Origin of the sequence: Brevibacterium jeotgali (genome assembly GCF_900169175.1) — a bacterium.
GTDB lineage: Bacteria > Actinomycetota > Actinomycetes > Actinomycetales > Brevibacteriaceae > Brevibacterium > Brevibacterium jeotgali.
Genome location: NZ_FXZM01000002.1, coordinates 232,233 through 252,605, shown reverse-complemented (window position 1 = coordinate 252,605; position 20,373 = coordinate 232,233). Strand labels below are relative to the sequence as shown.

18 protein-coding genes and 4 tRNA genes are annotated in these 20,373 nt (G+C 69.2%); 19 read left to right on the top strand and 3 right to left on the bottom strand.

The genetic code is table 11. The annotated features are described in order from the left end of the window. The first annotated feature begins 97 nt into the window (after positions 1–97). Both lepA and hemW read left to right on the top strand, forming a co-directional pair. The gene (lepA, locus tag BJEO58_RS03035; protein WP_101587622.1) at positions 98–1,972 is read left to right on the top strand and encodes a translation elongation factor 4; all 1,875 of its coding nucleotides are present in this window, start codon (positions 98–100) and stop codon (positions 1,970–1,972) included. Between the two features lie 2 nt (positions 1,973–1,974). Then, a complete protein-coding gene (hemW, locus tag BJEO58_RS03030) occupies positions 1,975–3,207 on the top strand; it encodes a radical SAM family heme chaperone HemW (protein ID WP_101587620.1) in 1,233 nt (410 codons plus the stop codon). Between the two features lie 90 nt (positions 3,208–3,297). On the opposite strand, the gene BJEO58_RS03025 is transcribed toward hemW, so the two are convergent. Both BJEO58_RS03025 and BJEO58_RS03020 read right to left on the bottom strand, forming a co-directional pair. Then, positions 3,298–3,768, bottom strand: coding sequence for a DUF4870 domain-containing protein (locus tag BJEO58_RS03025; protein WP_180951801.1), 471 nt, complete (start codon positions 3,766–3,768; stop codon positions 3,298–3,300). A 217-nt stretch (positions 3,769–3,985) separates the two neighbouring features. Further along, positions 3,986–4,894: a DUF3097 family protein gene (locus BJEO58_RS03020; RefSeq protein WP_101587616.1), complete on the bottom strand. Its 909-nt coding sequence runs from the start codon at positions 4,892–4,894 to the stop codon at positions 3,986–3,988. A 190-nt stretch (positions 4,895–5,084) separates the two neighbouring features. Here BJEO58_RS03020 and hrcA point away from each other — a divergent pair, with 190 nt between their 5' ends. The 9 genes from hrcA to BJEO58_RS02975 all read left to right on the top strand — a co-directional run bounded on the left by hrcA (position 5,085) and on the right by BJEO58_RS02975 (position 13,969). Then, positions 5,085–6,095: a heat-inducible transcriptional repressor HrcA gene (hrcA, locus tag BJEO58_RS03015; protein WP_101587614.1), complete on the top strand. Its 1,011-nt coding sequence runs from the start codon at positions 5,085–5,087 to the stop codon at positions 6,093–6,095. Positions 6,096–6,150: 55 nt separating this feature from the next. Beyond that, positions 6,151–7,266: a molecular chaperone DnaJ gene (gene dnaJ / locus BJEO58_RS03010; protein ID WP_101587612.1), complete on the top strand. Its 1,116-nt coding sequence runs from the start codon at positions 6,151–6,153 to the stop codon at positions 7,264–7,266. Next, entirely contained in the window at positions 7,263–8,117 is an 855-nt protein-coding gene (locus BJEO58_RS03005; protein ID WP_101587611.1) for a 16S rRNA (uracil(1498)-N(3))-methyltransferase, read from the top strand. The genes dnaJ and BJEO58_RS03005 overlap by 4 nt, the downstream gene beginning before the upstream one ends. A gap of 79 nt (positions 8,118–8,196) precedes the next feature. Further along, complete coding sequence (locus BJEO58_RS03000; protein WP_101587608.1) at positions 8,197–9,219, top strand: PhoH family protein; 1,023 nt, start codon at positions 8,197–8,199, stop codon at positions 9,217–9,219. Further along, positions 9,216–9,698, top strand: a complete 483-nt coding sequence (ybeY, locus tag BJEO58_RS02995; protein ID WP_101587606.1) for an rRNA maturation RNase YbeY — start codon at positions 9,216–9,218, stop codon at positions 9,696–9,698. Before BJEO58_RS03000 ends, ybeY begins: the two co-directional genes overlap by 4 nt. Before the next feature lie 10 nt (positions 9,699–9,708). After that, positions 9,709–10,974, top strand: coding sequence for a hemolysin family protein (locus BJEO58_RS02990; protein ID WP_101587796.1), 1,266 nt, complete (start codon positions 9,709–9,711; stop codon positions 10,972–10,974). 2 nt (positions 10,975–10,976) lie between these two features. Next, a complete protein-coding gene (gene era / locus BJEO58_RS02985; RefSeq protein WP_101587604.1) occupies positions 10,977–11,984 on the top strand; it encodes a GTPase Era in 1,008 nt (335 codons plus the stop codon). Positions 11,985–12,050: 66 nt separating this feature from the next. After that, on the top strand, positions 12,051–13,073 hold the full coding sequence (zapE, locus tag BJEO58_RS02980) for a cell division protein ZapE (protein WP_101587794.1): 1,023 nt from the start codon (positions 12,051–12,053) through the stop codon (positions 13,071–13,073). Next, positions 13,070–13,969, top strand: coding sequence for a PPK2 family polyphosphate kinase (locus BJEO58_RS02975; RefSeq protein ID WP_101587602.1), 900 nt, complete (start codon positions 13,070–13,072; stop codon positions 13,967–13,969). The genes zapE and BJEO58_RS02975 overlap by 4 nt, the downstream gene beginning before the upstream one ends. A 32-nt stretch (positions 13,970–14,001) precedes the next feature. Here BJEO58_RS02975 and BJEO58_RS02970 read toward each other — a convergent pair whose 3' ends face one another. Further along, the gene (locus BJEO58_RS02970; protein ID WP_246076005.1) at positions 14,002–14,466 is read right to left on the bottom strand and encodes a TIGR02611 family protein; all 465 of its coding nucleotides are present in this window, start codon (positions 14,464–14,466) and stop codon (positions 14,002–14,004) included. Between the two features lie 128 nt (positions 14,467–14,594). Here BJEO58_RS02970 and BJEO58_RS02965 point away from each other — a divergent pair. The 8 genes from BJEO58_RS02965 (at position 14,595) to pgsA (ending at position 20,353) form a co-directional block, all read left to right on the top strand. Further along, positions 14,595–14,667, top strand: a tRNA-Gly gene (locus BJEO58_RS02965). Positions 14,668–14,690: 23 nt separating this feature from the next. Beyond that, positions 14,691–14,761, top strand: a tRNA-Cys gene (locus BJEO58_RS02960). Positions 14,762–14,785: 24 nt separating this feature from the next. Next, positions 14,786–14,857 (top strand) — tRNA-Val (locus BJEO58_RS02955). Between the two features lie 64 nt (positions 14,858–14,921). Then, a tRNA-Val gene (locus BJEO58_RS02950) sits at positions 14,922–14,993 on the top strand. A 192-nt stretch (positions 14,994–15,185) separates the two neighbouring features. Continuing rightward, on the top strand, positions 15,186–17,192 hold the full coding sequence (thrS, locus tag BJEO58_RS02945) for a threonine--tRNA ligase (RefSeq protein WP_101587599.1): 2,007 nt from the start codon (positions 15,186–15,188) through the stop codon (positions 17,190–17,192). Beyond that, the gene (locus BJEO58_RS02940; protein ID WP_101587597.1) at positions 17,189–17,764 is read left to right on the top strand and encodes an HIT family protein; all 576 of its coding nucleotides are present in this window, start codon (positions 17,189–17,191) and stop codon (positions 17,762–17,764) included. The genes thrS and BJEO58_RS02940 overlap by 4 nt, the downstream gene beginning before the upstream one ends. Further along, positions 17,757–19,733 carry an alpha/beta hydrolase family protein gene (locus tag BJEO58_RS02935; protein WP_101587596.1) on the top strand — a complete coding sequence of 659 codons (1,977 nt, stop codon included), beginning with the start codon at positions 17,757–17,759 and terminating at the stop codon, positions 19,731–19,733. Before BJEO58_RS02940 ends, BJEO58_RS02935 begins: the two co-directional genes overlap by 8 nt. Next, positions 19,733–20,353 carry a phosphatidylinositol phosphate synthase gene (gene pgsA / locus BJEO58_RS02930; protein WP_101587594.1) on the top strand — a complete coding sequence of 207 codons (621 nt, stop codon included), beginning with the start codon at positions 19,733–19,735 and terminating at the stop codon, positions 20,351–20,353. Before BJEO58_RS02935 ends, pgsA begins: the two co-directional genes overlap by 1 nt. Positions 20,354–20,373: the final 20 nt, after the last annotated feature.

Sequence of the window (20,373 nt, the reverse complement as noted above, 5' to 3'; positions counted from 1 at the left end):
GTGCGCGCGCATCGCCGTGGGCCGCAGCAGTTCGCGGAGGGTGGCTGATCGTGGAAGAATGAAGTTTTGACACGAATGAGAGGACGTCGGAAGACACATGGCACCTCAGGTGAGCGCTGAATCGCGGAAGCGGATCGACGTCGCAGCGACCCCGCCGGAACTGCTCCGGAACTTCTGCATCATCGCCCACATCGATCATGGGAAGTCGACGCTGGCGGACAGGATGCTCCAGATCACCGGAGCCGTGCAGCCTCGCAACATGCGGGCGCAGTACCTCGATCGCATGGACATCGAACGCGAGCGCGGCATCACGATCAAGTCGCAGGCCGTCCGCATGCCGTGGGAGGTGGACGGCACGCCGTACGCCCTCAACATGATCGATACTCCGGGCCACGTCGACTTCACGTACGAGGTCTCACGGTCGCTGGCCGCCTGCGAAGGCGCACTGCTGCTGGTGGACGCGTCTCAGGGGATCGAAGCGCAGACCCTCGCGAACCTCTACCTGGCCATGGAGCACGACCTCACGATCATCCCGATCCTCAACAAGATCGACCTGCCGTCCGCGCAGCCGGAGAAGTACGCCGAGGAGATCGCGAACCTCATCGGCGTGGATCCGGACGATGTCCTCCGGGTGTCGGGGAAGACCGGCGAAGGCGTGGAGGACGTGCTCGACCGCATCGTGGAGCAGATCGACGCGCCCGTCGGTGACGCAGACGCCCCGTCCCGTGCGATGATCTTCGACTCCGTCTACGACACCTACCGCGGCGTCGTCACGTACGTGCGAGTCGTCGACGGACGGTTCTCCCCCCGCGAGAAGGTCGAGATGATGTCGACCGGCACCGCGTACGAACTCCAGGAGATCGGCGTCTCCTCCCCGGAGCCCGTCCCTTCGGAGGGACTCGGCGTGGGCGAGGTCGGATACCTGATCACCGGCGTCAAGGACGTGCGCCAGTCGAAGGTCGGTGACACGGTCACGAACTCCCGCAGGCCCGCGGAGCAGTCCGTGCCCGGGTACGCGGAGCCCAAGCCGATGGTCTTCTCCGGCCTGTTCCCGATCGACGGCTCCGACTATCCGGTCCTGCGCGACGCGCTCGACAAGCTCAAGCTCAACGACGCCTCACTGGCCTACGAACCGGAGACCTCGACGGCCCTCGGCTTCGGCTTCCGGTGCGGCTTCCTGGGACTCCTGCACCTCGAGATCATCCGTGAGCGGCTCGAGCGGGAGTTCGACCTCTCGCTCATCTCCACCGCACCCTCTGTGGTGTACCGGGTCGTCATGGAGGACGGCACGGAGCACACGGTGACGAACCCGTCGGAGTACCCGGAGGGCAAGATCAAAGAGGTCCACGAGCCGATGGTGCGGGGGACGATCCTCACGCCCAGCGACTTCGTGGGCGCCGTCATGGAGCTGTGTCAGGGAAAGCGCGGCCAGATGCTCGGGATGGACTACCTGTCCGAGGACCGGGTGGAGCTGCGCTACCGACTGCCGCTGGCAGAGATCGTCTTCGACTTCTTCGACGCGCTCAAGTCGCGGACGAAGGGGTATGCCTCCCTCGACTACCAGGACGACGGCGAGGCATCGTCGGACCTCGTGAAGGTCGACATCCTCCTGCACGGCGATCACGTCGACGCGTTCTCCGCGATCGTCCACAAGGACAAGGCCTACTCGTACGGGGTGTCGATGGCGGGCAAGCTCCGCGCGCTCATCCCGCGCCAGCAGTTCGAAGTGCCCATCCAGGCGGCCGTCGGTTCGCGGATCATCGCCCGGGAGACCATCCGCGCCATCCGCAAGGACGTGCTCTCCAAGTGCTACGGCGGCGATATCAGCCGCAAGCGCAAGCTGCTGGAGAAGCAGAAGGCGGGTAAGAAGCGCATGAAGATGGTGGGCAACGTCGAGGTCCCGCAGGAGGCCTTCATCGCGGCGCTGTCATCCGACGGCTCCGCGCCCGACAAGAAGTCGGACAAGAAGTAGGAGTGCCTGCTCAGCCGGACGGGGACGTCCCACCACTGGACGGCGGGCTGCCGGCGGCCGCGATCGCACGCGCGGGCCGCGACACCTTCAGCGCCTACGTCCACGTCCCGTACTGCCGTGTGCGGTGCGGGTACTGCGACTTCAACACCTACACCGCGGACGAACTGGGCCCGGGTGCGAACCGCGCCGATTACCGGGATCAGCTCTCTCACGAGATCGCGCTCTCCCGTGACGTGGTCGCAGGCACGGGGCTGGAGGGCCGTGCGTTCGACACCGTCTTCTTCGGAGGCGGCACTCCGACCCTCCTGCCCGCGCAGACGCTCGCGGGCGTGCTCGGTGACCTCCGCGCGGGAATCGGTCTCGCCGCCGGTGCCGAAGTCACGACCGAGGCGAACCCGGACAGCGTGGACGCCGAGTATCTGCAGATGCTCGCCGATGCGGGCTTCACCCGCGTGTCGTTCGGCATGCAGTCCGCCGTTCCCCACGTGCTGCGCACACTGGACCGGACGCACGATCCTGCGCGCATCGGCGAGGTGGTCCAGGCCGCACGGGCCGCAGGGCTGGGTGTGAGCCTCGACCTGATCTACGGCACTCCGGGGGAGTCGCTGTCCGATTGGCGCACGAGCCTCGAGTCGGTGCTCGAGCATCGGCCGGACCACGTCTCCGCCTACTCGCTCATCGTGGAGCCGGGGACGCGGATGGGCATGCAGGTCCGCCGCGGAGAGCTGCCGATGCCCGACGAGGACGATCTCGCGGAGAAATACGAGCTCGCAGACGAGATCCTCGCCGAGGCCGGACTCGGCTGGTACGAGGTGAGCAATTTCTCGACCGGGGACGGCACGCGCTGCGAGCACAATCTCGCCTACTGGCGGAACGCCGACTGGTGGGGCTACGGTCCCGGTGCCCATTCGCATGTGGGCGGGGTGCGCTGGTGGAATGCGAAGCATCCCAGGGCCTGGGCGGATCGTCTGGGTCGAGGCGCTTCGCCTGCTGTGGGGCGCGAACTGCTCGACGACGACACCCGCGCGCTCGAGGACCTGATGCTCGCCGCACGCATCGATGGCGAGTTCCCGCTCGACCGCCTGCAGGAGTCGGCGCGCCCGCACATCAGCCGGATGCTGGCGGACGGGCTGCTCGCGCCCCGGACGCTGGTGGAGAAGCGGATCCACCTCACCCTGCGGGGACGGCTGCTCGCGGACGGGATCGTGCGGACCCTGTCCGATCACCTGGTGTGAGAATGCGACCCGACTGGCTCAGCAGGCCCGGCTGGGGCAGCAGAGACAGTCGGGGCAGCAGAGGCAGTCGGGTCAGCAGACCCGATCGGATCACTTGATGATGTCGATGACGAAGGGAATCCGGTACATCTCTCCCCTGTAGGCCTTGACCGCTGCGATGATCTGGAAGACCCAGCCGGTGACGATGACGAGCGGCAGCAGGATGAAGCCGATGAGCACCATCATCAGAAGGCTGGAGACGAATCCTGCGATGAGAAGCATGATCTGCAGGTTCAGCGACTGACGCGTGTGCTCGCGGATGAACGGCGAGTCGTCCTTCTTCAGGAGGAAGACGATGAGCGGGACGAGTGCGCTCACCAGCAGCGCGCCGAGGTGCGACAGCAGCGCGAGCGTCTTATCGTCCTGCGACGCCCTCCAGTAGCCGGCGGAGCCGTCTCGAAACGCTGAGTCGGGGTGGGGACCGCGCAGGGGCGGGGCTGCGGGTGCGCCGGATCCACCCGCCCCTGGCTGTGAGCCGTATGCGTGCGGGTGGTCTTCGGGGGTGCTGAATGGCGTGCTCATGGGGGGCTCCTCGGTCTGCCGTGCGGGCCGGCCGGTGCGAGCCCGTCTGCACCAGCATCTCATCCGCATCCGGCCTCGGCGAGCGCTGGGAGCGTGCTCGAGCGAACTGCGCATGCCGCCGACGGGGGACCGCCCACCGTCCGCTGCGTGACCGAGGCGATGCCGACCTGGTCCGCCCCAGTGTCAGCGTCGGCCGACTGTCAGTGTCGGTTGACTGTCAGTGTCGGTTGACGGTGACGAAGTCGATGAGCTCTTCGACGCGGCCGGACAGGGCCGGTTCGACATCGGCGATCGTGCTGACGGACCGCAGGATCCGGGCCCAGGCGCGGGCGACGTCCCGGTGGTCTGCGTGGTCCCAGCCGATCCGGCGCAGCACGCCCGTCTTCCATTCCTCGCCGCGCGGGACGTCTGGCCATCCAGCGATGCCGATGAGGGAGGGCCGGACCGCCTGCCAGACATCGACGAAGGGATGACCGATCACGCGCACGTTCCCGGTCCAGGCCGGGTCCTGCATGACCCGGTCGGCCAGGCGCATCTCCTTGGTCCCCCGGATCATGTGATCGGCGAGGACGCCCACCCGGTGGTCCGCATCGGGGCCGAACTCCGCGATCTGCTCCGGCAGATCGTCGAGGCCGCCCAGCGGTTCGACGACGACGCCCTCGATCCGCAGATCCTCGCCCCAGATCCGCTCGACGAGTTCCGCGTCGTGCTTCCCCTCGACCCAGATCCGCGAACCGCGCGCCACCCGGGCACGGGCGCCGGCGACCGCGCGGGATCCGCTCGCGGTCCGTCCCGTCGCAGGTCCGCGCCGCGGGCCCGACCCGCCTGCCTCGCTCCCGGAGTCTGCGTGCCGCGAGCGCGGGTCCGGACGAACGATCGAACACGGTCTGCCGTCGACGAGGTAGCCGGGGCCCAGGGGGAACGAGGCGCGCCTGCCCCGCCGGTCCTCGAGCACCATCGCGATCCCGCCCGGCGCCTTCTCCACGCGGATGACGGCTCCGACGTAGCCGGTCTCCGCGACCTCGACGACGAGCCCCGGGTCGGCGGGGATCTGGGGGAGTGACGGGCGTCGGTGCGTCCGGCCGCCGGACAGCACGTCGGGCCCATAGCGATCGTGGAAGGGCATCGGCTCAGGCTAGCGAGACGGCGCAGGTGCACGGCGAAGGCGCGCCGGAGCCTGAGCGCACGACGTTCCTCACATGCCCTCCCGGTGGAGGACGACAGCTTCAGCGAGTACGATTGGCACTCGTAGATCTCGAGTGCCAGACGCGCATGTCCGGAGTCGCACCAGCACCACCGGGCGGGAAGGAGGGGAAGTGAACGACGACCGTCGAGCACGGGTCCTCCGCGCGATCGTCGAAGACTACGTCTCGACCAACGAGCCGGTCGGCTCGAAGGCTCTCGTCGACCGCTACCGGCTGGGCGTCTCCTCGGCGACCATCCGCAACGACATGGCGGCGCTGGAGCAGGACGGACTCATCGCCCAGCCGCACACGTCGGCCGGTCGGATCCCCACCGACAAGGGCTACCGCGCGTTCGTCGACCGGATCGACGAGATCAAGCCGCTCTCCGCTGCGGAGAAGCGCGCGGTGGCGCGGGTCCTCGAGCACCCCGTGGACGTCGATGACATCCTGGACAGGACTGTGAGACTCCTCTCGCAGCTCACCCACCAGGTGGCCCTGGTGCAGTACCCGCGCCTCTCGCGGGCCAGCGTCCGGCACATCGAGCTCGTCGACATCGGGCCGTCCCGCCTCCTGGTGGTGCTCATCACCGATGCGGGTCAGGTCGAGCAGCGCCTCGTCGACACCGGCGCGCTGGTCACGGAGGAGGAGGTGGCGGTCCTCAGATCGCTCTTCCTCGCTGCTCTGTCCGGTGCGGCTGTGGCCGACGTCCCACGGTTCGTGGGTTCGATCGAGGCACGTCCCGAGCTGCGGGGGCCCGCGACCGCAGTAGGCTCGGTGCTCGCGGACCTCTCGCGCGGCTTCCGCACGGAGCGGCTCGTCATGGCCGGCACGGCGAACCTCGCCCGCGCCGGTCGAGACCTGGGCGAGCACATGGGGCCGCTGCTGGAGGCGTTCGAGGAGCAGGTGGTCCTGCTGCGCCTGCTGTCGGCCATGGCCGCCGACGGCCCGGACGTCGCCGTGAGCATCGGCACCGAGAACCCCCTCGACTCCTTCGCCTCGACATCCGTCGTCGCGACCAACTACGTTGCGGAAGGTGTCGAAGCGCGCATGGCGATCGTCGGACCCACCCGGATGGACTACCCCACGACGATGGCGGCGCTGCGCGCAGTCGCGAAGTACATCTCGACGATCCTGAGCGACTGACCCACCACGACATAATCGACCGCGCCCCTGCGGCGCACTAGGAGAACCGACACCGGTGAGCGATCACTACGAAACCCTGGGCGTGTCACGCGACGCGAGCGCAGCGGACATCAAGAAGGCGTACCGGAAGCTGGCGCGAGAGCTCCACCCGGACGTGAATCCGGGCCGTGAGGACGACTTCAAGGCGGTCTCCCTCGCCTACGACGTGCTGTCCGACGACTCCAAGCGGAGGAACTACGACCTCGGGGGCGGTGACAACGGCCAGGCCGGTGCCGGCGCCGGATTCGGCGGCTTCTCCGATCTGTTCGAGACGTTCTTCGGCGGCGGTGCGGGCGGCGGCCGGCCCCAGCCGGCCTCGCGCACCCGCCGCGGCAAGGACGCGCTCGTCGCCCTGCGGGTCGACCTGCGCACCGCGGCGTTCGGCGGCACCGCGGAGGTGGAGGTCGTCACGGCCGATGTGTGCGGCACCTGCGACGGCGAGGGTGCTCGTGAGGGCACTCAGGTCCGCACCTGCACCCTGTGCGACGGCCACGGCTCGGTCCAGCAGATGACGCGCACGCTGCTCGGACAGATGGTGACGAACCAGACCTGCCCCCAGTGCGGCGGATACGGCACCGTCATCGAGGACCCCTGCCAGAGCTGCCACGGCGACGGTCGGGTCAGGGCCGAGGAGACCATCACGGTGAAGGTCCCCGCCGGCGTGCGCGACGGCAACCGCATCCAGCTGTCCGGCCGCGGCGAGGTGGGCCCCGGCGGCGGCCCGCGCGGCGACCTGTACCTCGAGGTGATCGTCGAGGACCACGCCGTCTTCACCCGGGACGGCTCGGACCTGCGGTGCACGCTCACGATCCCGATGACGGCAGCGGCGCTGGGCGCGACCATCCCGCTCGAGACCTTCGACGGCGAGCAGGGCGTGGAGGTGCGTGCCGGTGCGCAGACGGGCGACACGATCCGTCTGAAGGGCCTGGGCGCACAGCAGCTGCGTCGTGACGGCCGCGGCGACATCTTCGTGACGCTCGCGGTGGAGACGCCCACGGCGCTCACGGCCGAGCAGCGAGACCTGCTGGAGCAGCTCGCCGAGGCCCGTGACGAGACGGCGCCCACCGGCAGCGCCGGTGAGACGCGCCACGGACCGTTCTCCCGTCTGCGGGAACGCCTGGCCGGTCGATGACCCGCTCGGTCTTCCTCGACCGGGACCTGCCCGAGGCGGAGGCCGGGGCCGAGGTCCCGGTCGCCTCCGGCGTCGCACACCACATCCGGGTGTCCCGGATCGCGGCGGACGAGGAGTTCGACCTCGTCGACGGCGAGGGCCGCAGACTGCGGGTCGTGCTCGCCGCATCGGAGGGGCCGGACGCGCGCCAGGGAGCCGAGCGCGCGGGCCCGCGCTCCGGGAGGCGGAGGTCCCGCACCGACGCGGCCGGGCCGCTGGCGGTGCGGGTCGTCGACGTCGCCCACGAGCAGACCGGAGCCCCAGAGCTCGTCCTCGTCCAGGCGCTCGCGAAGGCCGACCGCGACGAACAGGCGATCGAGTCCGCGACGGAGATCGGCGTCGACCGGGTCGTGCCCTGGGCCGCCGCCCGCTCGATCGCCGCGTGGCCGGCGCACAAGGAGGAGAAGCAGGCCTCCCGGTGGCAGGCGCTGCTGGACTCCGCGACGCAGCAGTCGAGACGGGCCCGAGCGCCCCGACTCGAGCCGTTGGCGCGCGGGCGGCGGGTGCGTGAGACCCTGCGGGACGACGACCTCGTCCTCGTGCTGCACGAGGACGCGACCGAACACCTCGCCGATGTGCTCGAGTCGATCGGCTCGCAGGCGCTGGGAGACCGCGTGGGCCGGATCGTGCTGGTGGTGGGTCCCGAAGGCGGCATCTCCCCGGAAGAGCTCGATGGCTTCCGTTCTGCGGGCGCCCGGCTCGTCCTCCTGGGGCCCACGGTGCTGCGTGCATCCTCCGCCGGTCCTGCGGGGCTGGCACTGGTGCAGGTCGCTCTGGGCCGTTGGCGTTCGAAGGCGTCCCCGCGTCGGTAGAATCGGGATCGGTGCCGCGCCCCGCGGTGCCGCGCGATCGGAAGGACACCCCCTGGAACCCACGCCACAGCAGACGACCGTGCGCCTCGCACTGCCCGAGGACCTCGACCTCGTCGCCTTCTTCGGCCCCGCAGAGGCGAACCTCGAGGCGCTGGAGCAGCTCGCGCCCGGTGTCGACGTGCACGTGCGCGACCGCGACATGACCCTGACGGGCGACGAGGACTCCGTCTCGGCCCTCGTGAGGATCATCGGGGAGCTCAAGCGCCTGCTGGCGGCCGGGGCCCTCATCGACCCGGACACCGTCGCCCGGGTCGGCGCGCTCGACTCGGAGGACACGTCCGCCGCGGACGTGCTCGGGACCAGCATCCTGTCGACACGCGGCAGGACGGTGCGGCCGAAGACGTTCGGACAGCACGAGTACGTGCGGGCGATCCGCAACCACACCATCACGTTCGGGCTCGGTCCGGCGGGCACCGGCAAGACGTACCTCGCGATGGCGATGGCGGTGAACGCACTGCAGCGTCGCGAGGTGTCCCGCATCATCCTCACCCGACCGGCGGTCGAGGCCGGTGAGCGGCTGGGGTTCCTGCCGGGCAGCCTCAACGAGAAGATCGATCCCTACGTGAGGCCGCTCTACGATGCGCTGCACGACATGCTGGACCCCGAACGCATCCCGCGCCTCATGGAGTCCGGCATGATCGAGGTCGCCCCGCTGGCGTACATGCGCGGCAGGACCCTCAACGACGCCTTCGTGATCCTGGACGAGGCCCAGAACTCCACGGCAGAGCAGATGAAGATGTTCCTCACACGGCTGGGCTTCGGATCGCGCATGGTCGTCACCGGGGACACGAGCCAGGTGGACCTGCCGACGGGGACGACCAGTGGGCTCCGCATCGTGCGGGGCATCCTCGAGGGCGTGGACGACATCGCGTTCGAAGCGCTCACGAGCAAGGACGTCGTCCGGCACTCGCTGGTCTCCGCGATCGTGGACGCGTATGACCTGTGGTCGGCATCGGAGCAGACGGCGGAGCCCGTCCGCCATCGGCACGGGCGATCGGACAGGAAGGGCGGGCACCGCCCCGCGGGAGGACAGCCCTCATGAGCATCGAGATCGTCGACGAATCGGGTGCGGGCATCGACCTCGACGCCGTCAAGCGACTGGCGACGCACGTGTACGAGCAGATGCGGATCCATGCGGAGGCGGACGTGTACGTGCGCTTCGTGGAGCCCGGCCCGATGGAGGAGCTCCACCTCGAGTGGATGGACCTCTCAGGCCCCACTGACGTCATGTCGTTCCCCATGGACGAGCTGAAGCCGGGCGAAGACGCCGAACCCGGCGTTCTGGGCGACATCGTCGTGTGCTCCGACGTCGCGGCGGAGCAGGCTCGAGCCGCCGGGCACAGCACGATGGACGAGGTCCTGCTCCTCGTCACCCACGGCCTGCTCCACCTGATGGGATACGACCACGGAGACGACGAGGAGAAGGCGGAGATGTTCGGCCTGCAGCGCCGCCTGCTGCTCACCTACTTCGCGGCCCGCGAACCGGGCCGCACTCGGATCCCGCAGCCGACGGAGGACTGACGTGGCCATCATGGGCTTCTTCGCCGCGGCACTCGCATGCCTTGCGATCGCCGCCGTCTTCGTGGCCGCGGACTCCGCCTTCGCGACCGTCTCCCGGTCGGAGGTCGCGGACGCGGCGGACGAGGGGCGCCGCGGCGCGCGGAAGGTCCTGCGGGTCTTCGCGGACCCGCTCGTCCACACCTACGTCCTGACCTTCATCCGGCAGCTGGCGGAGGCCTCGGCGACCGTCTTCATCGCGTTCGCCTACCTGCAGGTGTTCGACGTGGGGTGGGAGGCCGTCGTCTGCACGGTCGTCACGGCCTCGGTCGCCGTGTTCGTCGTCGCGGGAGTCTCCCCGCGCTCGGTCGCCCGGCACTACCCGCTGCAGACCTCGCTGCTGCTGGGCGGCCTGGTCTCCGGGCTCCGCGCAGCGCTGGGCCCCGTCGCGCTGGTCCTCGTGTGGCTCGGCAACATGCTGACACCGACGAAGGTGAGCGGAGCCGGTGCGCCCCTGTCGGAGTCCCAGCTGCTCGACTACGTCGATCGGGCGCAGGCCTCGGACGTCATCGAGGACGACGAGCGCGACATGATCGCGAACGTCATCTCCCTGGGGGACACACGCGTCTGGAAGATCATGGTCCCGCGCACCGACCTCGTGACGGTGCGAGCGGGCACGTCGCTCGACGAGGCGATGGTGCTCTTCCTCCGCTCCGGCTTCTCCCGCGTCCCGGTCACGGGTGAGGACATCGACGACGTGCGGGGCTTCCTCTACCTCAAGGACATCGCCAGACAGCTGCACATGCGCCCTGAGCTCAGTGTCGAGGCCATCGACGGGTTCGCCCGCGACGCCCGCTTCGTGCCGGACACGAAGCTCGTCGACGATCTGCTCCACGAGATGCAGGCGCGCAACACCCACGTCGCCGTCGTGGTCGACGAGTACGGCGGGACCGCCGGCATCGTCACCATCGAGGACATCGTGGAGGAGATCGTCGGCGAGATCGACGACGAATACGATGTGAGCGACGATGCGATGATCGGCGCGGACGGAGCGGCGGTCGTGAGCGCACGCCTGGACATCGACGACCTGGCCGACCTCTTCGACGTCCGGATCGAGGACGATGACGTCTCCAGCGTCGGCGGGCTGCTGCAGAAGCTCGTGGGCAGCGTGCCGATCGCAGGATCGCAGGCACAGATCGCAGGACTGAGGCTCGAAGCGCTTCCGGGCGAGGGCAGAAGACACAGGATCACCCGCGTGCACGTGTGCCGGGTCGAGACGATGAACACGCAGGAGGACTGACCATGGACCAGGACACGGCGGGGGACGGCCCCGAGGCAGCACTGGACGACAAGATCGCCGCGGCACTGGGGGAGAGCGGCTTCCGCACCGATGTGCCGGAGGACTACCGTGCCGGGTTCGCCTGCCTCGTCGGGCGGCCGAACACGGGCAAGTCGACTCTCGCGAACGCGCTCGTGGGCGAGAAGATCGCGATCACCTCGGCGAAGCCGCAGACCACGCGGCACACCGTCCGGGGAATCGTCCATCGCGAGGACCACCAGCTGATCCTCGTCGACACACCGGGCCTCCACCGGCCGCGGACCCTGCTGGGCGAGAGGTTGAACGACCTCGTGGCCGGCACCCTCGCCGAGGTCGATGTCATCGGCTTCTGCATCCCGGCGGATGAGCTGCCGGGACCCGGCGACCGGTACATCGCGGAGCAGCTCGCCCAGTTCTCGGGACGCACGCCGGTCGTCGCCCTCGTGACGAAGACCGACCTCGTCTCGAAGGACGAGGTCGGAGCGGCTCTGCTGCGCACTTCCCAGCTGGGTGATTTCGCGGACGTGGTGCCCGTGTCCGCGGGCGCCGGGTTCCAGGTCGACATCGTCGACGAGGTCCTGGCCGGCCACCTCCCGCTGTCGCCGCCCCTCTATCCGGACGGGGACCTGACCGACCAGCCCGAGGCCGTGATGGTCGCGGAGCTGGTCCGCGAGGCCGCGCTGGAGGATGTGCGCGACGAGCTCCCGCACTCGCTCGCCGTGCAGATCGAGGAGATGAATCCGCGGGAGGACCGCCCCGAGGACCGCCCCCTCTGGGACGTCCATGTGAATATCTACGTCGAGCGCGACAGCCAGAAGGCGATCATCATCGGACGCGGCGGTTCACGGCTCAAGCAGATCGGTTCCCGTGCACGGAAGGGGATCGAGGCGCTCCTGGGGACACCCGTCTACCTGGACATCCATGTGAAGGTGCTCAAGGACTGGCAGCGCGATCCGAAGTCGCTCGGCCGGTTGGGCTTCGACTTCTCCTGACCGCGGCGCGTCTCGTATCCCGCGAGTGCCCTGTGCGATCTCTGGGAATCTGTAGACTTGGCGCTCGTGAGCACCGCCCAGATCATCCACCTCTCAGAAGCCGATCCGCGCATCTCCCCGGACGAGCTGATCGACGGCCTTGTGCCGCCGCCGCAGTTCGAGGACGTGTCGTTCGGAAGCTACCGCCCCGACCCCGCCCAGCCCACGCAGACGCAGGCCCGGGACACGCTGAATGACTTCGTGTCGTCCGGAGGGGGCTCCTCCCGCCTGCTCGGGCGGCTGTTCGGAGGAGGACGGCGCAGCAAGGCGAAGGGCGTCTACCTGGACGGCGGATACGGCGTCGGCAAGACCCACCTGCTCGCCTCCACGTGGCACGCGAGCGAGAAGCCCGCCACCTTCGGGACGTTCGTCGAGTACACGAACCTCATCGGCGCACTGGGCTTCGTCCGGGCGCGCGACGAGCTGTCGCAGATGCGCCTGGTCTGCATCGACGAGTTCGAGCTCGACGATCCGGGGGACACCGTCATGATGTCGCGCCTCATGCGCGAACTCACCGACGCGGGCGTCAAGATCGTCGCGACCTCCAACACCCTTCCCGGATCGCTGGGACAGGGCCGCTTCGCCGCACAGGACTTCCTGCGGGAGATCCAGGCGCTGTCGGAGCAGTTCACGATCGTCTCGATCGACGGCGACGACTATCGCAGCCGTGGTCTGCCGGAGCCGCCTGCGCCGCAGACGACCGAAGAGCTGGACGCCGTGCTCGCGGAGGCGACCGGAACGGTGGCTCGGGACCGATTCGACGTCGCGGTCGAGCACCTGTCGACGATCCACCCGTCGCGCTATGGACGGATGCTCGACCAAGTCGACACCATCGTGTGGGACGAGGTCAGGACCATCGAGAACGAGGGAGTCGCACTGCGCTTCGTCGCTCTCGTGGACCGCATGTACGACCGTGATGTCGCCGTCCACGCCAGCGGTGTGAAGCTGGATGACGTCTTCACCGACGAGATGATCGCCGGCGGCTACCGCAAGAAGTACCTGCGCTGCCTGTCACGGCTCACGGCGCTCGCGCACAAGGCCCGGTCGTGACCGGCGGCGGGGACTCGCGCGGGCCGATCACGGACCCTGCGGGAGTCGCCGCCCTGCTGCGGTTCAGCCGGCAGAGGGGCTTCGCGGGGGTCGCCGCGGATTCGACGCCGGGATTCTCGGGCAAGAAGGCCGATGGCCGTCGTGCGCAGGACGACGACGCGGGGCTCATCCGCAGCGCGCAGGAGCGCCTCCACGCCCATGCTCTGCGTCCGGAAGGAGGCAGGCGCGCACTCATCCTGGTCCTGCAGGGCAGGGACGCCTCCGGCAAGGGCGGCATCATCCGCCACCTGTCCGGGGCCGTGGGCCCGCACGGACTGCAGACGTGGGCGTTCGGCGTCCCGACGGAGGAGGAGGCGGCGCACCACTTCCTCTGGCGGATCCAGCGCCGAGTGCCCGCGTGGGGCCGCATCGCAGCGTTCGACCGGTCCCAGTACGAGGACATCCTCGCCGTGCGCATGCACGGACTGGCCCCCCGTTCGGTGTGGGAGGGGCGCTACGACACGATCATCGACTTCGAGAACGGGCTCGCAGCCAGCGGCGTGGACGTCGTCAAGGTGATGCTGACGGTCTCGCAGGAGGAGCAGGCCGAGCGGCTGCGCGAGCGGATCACGCGGCCGGACAAGGCATGGAAGCATGCGGCCTCCGACCTCGCCGACCGCCGCCGCTGGCACGAGTACACGCAGGCCTTCGAGGACGTGCTCGTCCGCACGGACAGTGATGCGTCGCCGTGGTACGTGGTGCCGTCTGATCGCAAGTGGTACGCCCGCTGGGCGGTCGGCAGGATCCTTCTCCACCACCTCGAGTCGATGGACCTCGACTGGCCCGCGGCGGACTTCGATCCGATGGCGGCGGAGGCGGAGCTCGACGCGGCGACCGCGCTCATCGCCTGCGACTGACACGCACAGCCGGCAGGCGTGCGCGTCACCGGTCAGCGCAGTCCGGTCCAGAGCGGCACCCAGTCGCGGGGCACCCATCCGGGGAGACCCAGCCACAGCAGGACCAGCCACACCACGCCGATGACGACCGCGCACGACAGGAGAGCCAAGCTCGTCCCGATGGTCCAGTGGCTCGCCGTGACCCACTGCGTCCATGCCGTGAGCTTCTCCCGCGCGAAGCGCAGGAGCCTGCGCGCGAACGAGAATTCGGAGGCGATGATCGCCACTCCGGTGAGGACGATGAGCCAGCCCGGACCGGGAAGCGGAACGAGGACGAGGCCCAGGACGACGACGGTCGCACCCACGAAGCCGACGGTGACGCGGTAGGCCTGCGCCGTGCGGGGGCGCGAATCGAGGCGCAGGCGCCAGCGCATGTAGCCCAGCCGACCCCGTCGGTACCAGGGCCGCCCCTGCTTATGGCTGCGCGACAGCCAACCCTCCGGTCGCTTCCCGTTCACACTGGAATTCTAGGCTGTCGCCATCTGTGATCAGGGCCACACCAGATCGATTGGACGTGGGCTCGGACGGCGTGTAGATTTATCTCTCGTTGCCCGGGAAATACGGGGAGCGAAGAGCGGAAGCTCATGCGGATGTGGCTCAGCTGGTAGAGCATCACCTTGCCAAGGTGAGGGTCGCGGGTTCGAATCCCGTCATCCGCTCGGAGACAGGTCAACCGTCTCGCGGTGGAGTGGCCGAGTGGCGAGGCAGCGGCCTGCAAAGCCGTATACGGGGGTTCGAATCCCCTCTCCACCTCAGCCCGGCCCTTCGGCGGGCAGGGCGCGATTGGCGCAGCGGTAGCGCGCTTCCTTCACACGGAAGAGGTCACTGGTTCGATCCCAGTATCGCGCACAGCGGGATCCCCCGCACGCATCGGCTCCGATGCACGCACACAGCAGAATAGCCTGTACGACGGGCGCGATTGGCGCAGCGGTAGCGCGCTTCCCTGACACGGAAGAGGTCACTGGTTCGATCCCAGTATCGCGCACAGATGAAGCCGGAGAACGCGGAAGCGCTCTCCGGCTTCCTGCATTCAACGGCGGCTTCCTGCGTTCAGCAGCAGAGCCTCCTCCGGGGCTCCTCCGCAGCAGGTGGCGGTCCCCGGGCGCATCCGCGTTAGACTCGCACGTGGCGCGGGACCCGGTACGTCCCGCCACAGCACACATCGAAGGAGCAGACCGTGGCCCAGAGCATCACCCTCGAAGGACAGTCGCACGCGTTCGAGGAGGGGATGACGGCTGCGCAGCTGTTCGAGGGCCGGCGCGACGTCGTCGCGATCCGTCTCAATGGAGCACCCGCCGACCTGGACCGGGATCTGGTGCCGGGCGATGACATCGCACCGATCACGCTCGCGGACCAGGACGGCCTCGACATCCTCCGCCACTCCGCGGGGCACGTCGTCGCACAGGCGGTCCAGGAGCTCTTCCCGGGCACCACACTGGGCATCGGACCGTTCATCACCGACGGCTTCTACTTCGATTTCGGCGATGTGTCGCCCTTCACCCCAGAGGATCTCACGTCGATCGAGAAGCGGGCGAAGCAGATCATCAAGGAGGGGCAGACCTTCCACCGGGTCGTCGTGTCCGAGGAGGATGCGCTCGCTCGGATGGCGTCGGAGCCGTTGAAGTCCGAGCTCATCACCACCCGCTTCTCCTCGGGCGGCGATGAAGAATCGGCCGTCGAGGTCGCTGCCGGCGACCTCACCGTCTACGAGAACCGCAATCGTCGGGGAGAGGTCGTGTGGCAGGACCTCTGCCGCGGCCCGCATCTGCCCTCGACGAAGCTGATCGGCCAGGGCTTCGCGGTCACCCGCGCTTCTGCCGCGTACTGGCGCGGAGACCAGTCCCGCGACTCGCTCCAGCGCGTCTACGGCACCGCCTGGGCGAGCAAGGACGACCTGAGAGCGCATCAGGAGCGGCTGGCGGAGGCTGAGCGCCGCGACCACCGCAGGCTGGGCGTGGAGCTCGACCTCTTCTCATTCCCCGAGGAGCTGGGCTCCGGACTCCCGGTGTTCCATCCCAAGGGCGGCGTCATCAAGCGGGAGATGGAGGACTACGTCCGCACCCGCCACATCGAGGCCGGCTTCGAGTACGTGGGCACCCCCCACATCTCGAAGGAGGAGCTGTTCCACACCTCCGGCCACCTGCCGTACTACGCGGACGGGATGTTCCCGCCGCTGGCGGTCGATGAGGTCCGTGACGCCGATGGCAAGATCATCAAGCCGGGGCACCCCTACCGCCTCAAGGCGATGAACTGCCCCATGCACAACCTCATCTACCGGTCCCGCGGGAGGTCGTACCGTGAGCTGCCGCTGCGGTTGTTCGAGTTCGGCTCCGTGTACCGCGACGAGCCCTCCGGTGTGATCCACGGCCTCACGCGCGTGCGCGGCTTCGCGCAGGACGACTCCCATTCCTACGTCACGCAGGAGAGCGCCGCTGACGAGATCCGGCACCTGCTCCAGTTCGTCCTCGAGCTGCTGCGCGACTTCGGCCTGGGCGATTTCTACCTGGAGCTGTCGACCCGCGATGACGGGAAGAAGAAGGACAAGTTCATCGGCTCGGACGAGCAGTGGCAGACTGCGACGGCGGTGCTCGAGGAGGTGGGCCGGGAGACCGGCCTGGAACTCGTGCCGGATCCGGGCGGTGCGGCCTACTACGGACCGAAGATCTCCGTCCAGGCCCGCGACGCGATCGGCCGCACCTGGCAGATGTCGACCGTGCAGTACGACTTCAACCAGCCCGAGCGGTTCGACCTGGAGTACCAGGCCTCCGACGGCAGCCGGAAGCGCCCGGTCATGATCCACTCCGCGAAGTTCGGATCGATCGAGCGCTTCATGGGTGTCCTCACGGAGCACTACGCGGGGGCCTTCCCGGCGTGGCTCGCACCTGTGCAGGTGGTGGGCGTGCCCGTCGCCGATGCGTTCGTCCCGTACCTCGAGGAGATCAGAGGCAGGCTCACAGCGCGCGGTGTACGGGTCGAGATCGACGATTCGACGGATCGGATGCCGAAGAAGATCCGCACGGCCACCAAGCAGAAGGTGCCGTTCATCCTCATCGCAGGCGGCGAGGACCAGGAGGCGGGGGCCGTGTCGTTCCGCTTCCGCGACGGGACCCAGCGCAACGGAGTGCCGGTCGACGAGGCGATCGAGACGATCATGAGCTCGATCGAGACCAAGGCACAGGTATGACCACCGGAGACGGCCACGGAATCGGACCGGAAGCGGAGGACGCTGCGAGCTTCCCCCGTCAGACGGACGGGTTCGAGCGCCTCTGGACGCCGCACCGGATGGTCTACGTCGCGGGTCCGGCGAAGCCCACGGACGACGGGAACGCCGACTGCCCGTTCTGCGCTGCTCCGAGTCGGGAGGATTCCGAGGGGCTCATCGTGGCGCGCGGGGAGTCCGTCTTCGCGGTCCTCAACCTGTACCCCTACAATCCGGGGCACCTGCTCATCTGCCCGTATCGTCACGTTGCGGACTACACGGATCTCACTGCGGATGAGGCGCAGGAGCTCGGCGCCTTCACGCAGGAGGCGATGCGGACCATCCGGCGAGTGTCCGGTCCGGCCGGTTTCAACCTCGGGATGAATCAGGGTGCCGTGGCCGGCGCCGGCATCGCCGCGCATCTGCACCAGCACGTCGTCCCGCGGTTCAGCGGGGACGCGAACTTCCTCCCGATCATCGCCCAGACGAAGGCACTGCCGCAGGTGCACGACGAGGTCCGCAGGCTCGTGGCCGAGGCATGGGGTGGGGATGCCTGACGCGCACGCACTCGTGAGTTCCCTCCACACCCTCGGCCGCCCGGTGCTCGACGGCGACCGGGTCCTCTTCGAGATGACGCGTCCGGATGCGGTCTCCGACAGCTGCACGACCCGATTCCACACGGCGGCACTCGCGCCGGAGCCGTCCGCTCCGCGCGCAGCGCAGCGCATCTCATCCGGCTGGTCGGATAGGGCATTCACCCGCGCGGGGTCGGTCACCGCCCACCTCCGGGCGCCGCGCTCACAGCCGGCGCAGCTGTGGGTCACGGGAGAGGACGGGATGGGCCGTGCCGTGACTGACCTGCCGCTCGGTGCCACAGAATTCGTCCTCACGCCCGACGGGACGCAGGCCTACCTCGTCGCCCGCGACCCGGAGCCCGGCCGCTACGGGACGGATCCCGCCGTGAGCGCCGAGGCGGAGCCTCCCCGCAGGATCACGACGCTCACCTATCAGTCGAACGGTGTGGGCTACGTCCTCGATCGGCCCGCGCGCCTCGTGCGCGTGCCGCTGGCAGCCGAATCCGAGCCGGCACCGGCCGGCGAGATCCCGCTGCCGGATGTCCACGAGGTCCTCCGCCTCGACGGGGATGTCCGCGATGTGCGTGCACAGCACGGCAGGGTCTCCGTCCTCGGCCACGCGTCGGCCCCGGGCACCCGGGCCGATCTGCGGTCGACGGTGTGGATCGTCGAGGACGGGGAGCCGCGCGCGGTCGCCGTGGGAGATCTCAGCGTCCAGGCCCACGCCTGGATCGATGGTGACCGGATCGCACTGCTGGCGATCGATGTGGGCCCCAGCCGCTCGGACTTCGTCGCGCAGGTGGCGGGCCTCCACATCCACGACGTGCGCGATGGATCCACGCTCCGACTCACGCCCCGCGACCGAGGTGAGCTGGGAGGCGACCTCCGGATCGTGGGGGGTGAGGCGCTGTGCCTCATGACCGACGACGGTGCCGAACGCCTCGTGGCGGTGGACCTCGCCGACGGTGCGGCGGCCGATCAGCGGATCCGGGCGCTGACACCGGCGACGTGGACAGTCACCGGCTTCGATGCGGCGGCGGACGCGTCCGCAGTCGTCACCGCGGCCACTCCGCGCAGCTGCGGGGAGGTCTTCCGCGTCGATATCTCAGATCAGCAGTCTGCGCCGGTCCAGCTGACCGAGCTCGATCCGCGGGACTGGTACGCGGCGCACTCGGTGACGGCGGTGACCGCTGGGGGAGATGTGCACGGTTGGTGCGCGATCCCGCCGGGGCCGGGCCCTCATCCCGTCGTCCTCTCGATCCACGGCGGTCCGTTCGCGCAGTACACTGCGGCTGCCTTCGACGAGGTGCAGTCGCTGCTCGACGCGGGCGTCGCCGTCGTCTGGTCGAATCCGCGCGGCTCCGCCGGCCGCGGTCGTGCGTGGGGCGAGGCAGTGCGCGGCGATTTCGCGGCCCCGGCCGCCGATGACGTGCTCGCGGTCCTCGACGCCGCACTGTCGACCCACCCCGGGCTCGACGCAGAGCGCCTGGGAGTGCAGGGCGGGTCCTATGGCGGATACCTCACGGCGATGGTGATCGCCCGGGACCACCGCTTCGCGGGCGCGATCGTCGAACGGGGCCTCCTCGATCCGGTCGCCTTCGCAGGCACGAGCGACATCGGCGGGTTCTTCGGCCGCGAATACCTCGGCACGGACGCCGACGCCGTGGCACGGCAGTCTCCGCTCGCGCACGTGGAGGACATCCGCACACCCTGTCTGGTCGTCCACTCCGAGCAGGATCTCCGGTGCCCGCTCGAACAGGCCCAGCAGTTCTACGCGGGACTCCTGCGTCACGGTGTGGAAGCGGAGATGCTCGTCTTCCCGGGGGAGGACCACGAACTCTCCCGCAGCGGACGGCCGCTGCACCGCATCAGCCGGTTCGAAGCGATCAACGACTGGTGGTCCCGGCGCTTCGGCCTACCGGTCGCTCGCAGGCACGCGCAGGACGGCTGATGCTCAATTCGATCGCGCGTGCGGCCTTCACCCGGCTCTTCACTCCGCCGGCGCGCGGACTGCTGCGCATCGGGATCTCCCCGGACGCGGTGACGGTGATCGGGACGACCGGCGTGTGCATCGGCGCCCTCGTCGCGTATCCGCTCGGCCACCTGTTCTGGGGCACGGTCGTCATCACGGTGTTCGTGCTGGCCGACATGCTCGATGGGATCATGGCCAGGCTCTCCGGCGCCTCGTCGGCCTGGGGCGCGTTCCTCGACTCGACCCTCGACCGCATCGCCGACTCCGCGGTGTTCGTCGGACTGGCGCTGTGGTTCTTCCTGGGCGCCGACGACCCGCTCACGGCGCTGCTCGCACTCGTGTGCCTGGTGACCGGTTCGCTCGTGTCCTACGTGCGTGCCCGGGGCGAGGCGCTGGGGGTGCAGGCCGCCGGCGGGATCGCCGAGCGAGCGGACCGGCTGCTCGTCACGCTCGTCGTCACGGGCATCGTCGGCCTGGGTGTTCCGGTCGTGGTGCTCACCCTCGCGCTGGGGGTCCTCAGTCTGCTGTGCATCGTGACGGTCGTGCAGCGGATGGCGGCGGTGCGGTCCCAGCTGGGGGGACGGCCGACTGTAGAATGACGTGTCACTCGACACGCAGC